Annotated in this window: 3 protein-coding genes and 1 pseudogene; 3 read left to right on the top strand and 1 reads right to left on the bottom strand. The window is 65.8% G+C overall.

Annotated elements, in window-relative coordinates; genetic code table 11:
- Positions 1-394: 394 nt before the first annotated feature.
- From ITJ56_RS18025 to ITJ56_RS18015, 3 genes and pseudogenes are all read left to right on the top strand, one after another.
- Positions 395-1,249, top strand: coding sequence for an SDR family NAD(P)-dependent oxidoreductase (locus ITJ56_RS18025; RefSeq protein ID WP_194632008.1), 855 nt, complete (start codon positions 395-397; stop codon positions 1,247-1,249).
- A gap of 96 nt (positions 1,250-1,345) precedes the next feature.
- On the top strand, positions 1,346-2,233 hold the full coding sequence (locus tag ITJ56_RS18020) for a helix-turn-helix domain-containing protein (RefSeq protein WP_194632007.1): 888 nt from the start codon (positions 1,346-1,348) through the stop codon (positions 2,231-2,233).
- Positions 2,234-2,794: 561 nt separating this feature from the next.
- A pseudogene (locus ITJ56_RS18015) lies at positions 2,795-2,935 on the top strand (helix-turn-helix domain-containing protein); the annotation flags it as partial.
- A 26-nt stretch (positions 2,936-2,961) separates the two neighbouring features.
- On the opposite strand, the gene ITJ56_RS18010 reads toward ITJ56_RS18015, so the two are convergent.
- A partial coding sequence (locus ITJ56_RS18010) for a fructose-bisphosphatase class II (protein ID WP_194632006.1) occupies positions 2,962-3,195 on the bottom strand: 234 nt, incomplete at its 5' end.

Genomic DNA, 3,195 nt, shown 5'->3' with positions numbered 1-3,195 from the left:
TCGAGTACGTCGCCACAGCACACCATCCATCAGGTGTTGCAACCACCGCAAGAACCCAAGGATCAGCTACCGGGCAGGGTGTGAAGCCGTCTACTCGGACTTCGGTGCACCAGCGGAACCCTCGGAACCCGCCGTCACCCTGTCAGACGAGTCGTAGGTGACGACGGTGACGGCGCCGTTCGGTGCTGCAGGCTCGAGCGGAGGCACCGCCGCCGACGAAGCGCTACGGGACCAATCTGCTCTGCTGAGGGCACGCGCAAGACCAGCATGTTATTGCAACGGGCGGCCCCTCGGGTGGGAACGCCAGTCCTAGTCGTACGAGGGCGACGTATGGCCCCGTCCGGCACCCGATTCGGCGCGAGATTGGACGTACCAACACCGAAAGGAACTCCTCATGACGTATCCCACCGACCGTCCTGCTGTCTGGTTCATCACTGGTAGCTCTCGCGGGCTGGGGCGAGCCCTCGTCGCCCACCTCCTGCAGCGCGGCGACCACGTGGCCGCCACCACCCGGTCGTCCGAGCGACTTCTCACTGCCCTCGACGATGTCGACACGACGAACCTGCTCCCGCTGCAGGTCACCCTCACCGACGAGGAGCAAGTGGCCGACGCGATCAAGGAGGCGACGGTGCGCTTCGGCCGCATCGATGTCGTCGTCAACAACGCCGGGTACGGCTACCTCGGCGCCGTCGAGGAAACCAGCAACTCCGATGTTCAGGCGATGTTCGACGTGCAGGTGAACGGCACCTGGAACGTTATCCGGGCGGTCTTGCCCCAGATGCGGCAGGAACGGAGTGGCCACATCATCAACGTGTCCTCGATCCTCGGCGTTCTGTCCTTCCCCGGCTGGGGACTGTACTGCGCAGCCAAGTACGCCGTCGAAGGTCTCTCAGAATCGCTCGCGGCTGAAGTGGCCGACTTCGGCATCAGAGTCTCGATCGTCGAGCCCGGTTACTTCGACACTGACTTCCTCACCGACAACTCCCTCGCCGTCGCCGAGGACGTCTCGGACGCCTACCCGAGCATCCGGGAGATGATCGCGGCGCACAAGCAGATGCCCGGAACCCAGCCAGGCGATCCGAACAAGGCAGCCACAGCACTCGTCACGATCGCGAGCACCGAAACCGGACCGATGCGCCAGCAGCTCGGCTCCGACTCGTCCGGCCTCGCTGAGGGCAAGGCCGACTCGCTGAAGGCCGAGATCCTCGCGGGCCGCGAGCTGGCACACAGCACCGACTACGTGCGCTGAGACTCACCACCTGTAGGAGGCGGGGCCATTGAGACGAAGCCGTGGCCCCGCCCCCGACCAGCCCACCAGCCCCGTGACCCCTGGGAAGATACTGCTGTGAGCGATCTCCATCGCGAGTTTGGCGAGTTCCTCCGCCGCGCTCGCGCCAACCGTGACCCGCAGGACACGGGCTTGCTTCCAGACGGCCGGACCCGACGCGTTCCGGGCCTGCGCCGTGAAGAGGTCGCGCTCCTCGCGGGCGTGTCCACCGACTACTACACCCGACTGGAGCAGGGTCGACACCTGACGCCCTCCGCTCAAGTCGTCGACGCGCTCGCCCGAGCGCTGGACCTCGACGAAGCAAGCCACACCTACCTCCGCACGTTAAACGCGTCAGCCGGCGCGCCACGGTCAGTCATCCGGCCAGCGGCACAGCGCGTCCGTCCAGGACTCCGGCAGCTTCTGGACTCACTCTCCTCACACCCGGCGCTCATCCTCGGCAACCGGACAGACGTCCTCGCCTCCACCGCTCTCGCCCGAGCACTGTTCACCGACTTCGAAGCCATGCCCGCGAAGCGGCGGAACTATGCCCGATGGCTTCTCCTCGACGAGCACGCCCGAGACCTGTTCCTCGACTGGGAAGAACAAGCCAGGAACGCCGTCGAGGCACTAAGACTCGACGCCGCCGCGAACCCTGACGACGCCGGCACCCAACAGCTCATCGGAGAACTCTCGCTCTCCAGCGCAGACTTCCGCCAATGGTGGACGGCCCAACGAGTGCACCAACGCACCTTCGGTACCAAACGCCTCCACCACCCCGTCGTCGGCCCGCTCGAGGTGCAGTACGAGACCCTCACCCTCCCCGCCGACCCCAAGCAGGTTCTCTACGTCTACACAACGGAACCGAGCTCACCCTCGAGCCAAGCCCTCGCGCTCCTCGCCAGCTGGACGCATCCAGGCCTCACCGAAGTGGTGCTGCCCGGCGACTCGAACGAGAGCAGCTGAAGAGCACCCCAGCGGTTCCAAGATGCACGGTTGCGCCGAGGACTCACCCCATGCCCCCGGGCGTGCGGTGGCCCGCAGCGATGACTTCGCCAGCAACTTGAGTCGTTCCACCGAAAGGAAGACCAGTGAGGACACGCATCGGCCTCGCCGAAGCTTGAGGCTGGCCCTGATGATGGCTCCGGGGACCAACTCACGAGTAGGGAGGCGCTATCCCCTCGTTCTCGGTAGCCGATCGTTCACGGGACGCCCGTGGCCTGTGGCCTGTGGCCTGTGGCCTGTGGCCTGTGAGCAGCTTCGTTCGGTGTCGTCGTTTTCGCACCGCTCCGTGTCGTGATCCCGTCTCCGTAGCCGATCTTGGGTTCAGGCGGTCGTTGCAACACCACCGTGAATCGGAGTGCTGCAGATGGGGTCGAGGCTGGAACACCGTGCTCGAGAGGCGCGGTTCTGGGAGCTGTTGAGACAGGGCCTTGGCCGAACGGCGGCCTGTGATGCTGTCGGCGTGGATCGACGTCAGGATACCGATGGGTCAAAGCAGCCGGCGGGCGGAACCCGTTCGCGCACATGCCCCGCTCCGACAGGTACCTCAGCCAGGAAGAACGCCTCCAGATCGCGGACTTGCATCTGAGTGGTGAAGGTGTGCGCGCGATCGCGAGAGCACTCGGTAGGGTGCCGTCGACGATCAGCCGCGAGCTGACGAGGAACGCCGCAGCTGGTGAAACCTACCGGCCCTACTCCGCGGAGAAGCAGTGCCGTGCTCGTGCGCGGCGCCCGAAACCCCGGAAGTTGGACCGGGTCGAGTTAGCTGTGATGTTCAGTGAGGTTGTTGAGTCTGTTGATCGGCACGCCTTGATCGCGCACGCCGTGATGATGCCCTCGGGGGTGCCGCCGACACCGACGCACATGTCGATCGTCGAGCCGGGCAGGGCGGCGGCGATGCCACCGGCGACGTCGCCGTCGAGCAG

Source organism: Curtobacterium sp. VKM Ac-1376, from assembly GCF_015351025.1.
In the GTDB taxonomy this organism is placed as follows: domain Bacteria; phylum Actinomycetota; class Actinomycetes; order Actinomycetales; family Microbacteriaceae; genus Curtobacterium.
Note: the sequence above shows the minus strand (reverse complement) of the source record. Positions and strands in the feature narration are given on the sequence as shown.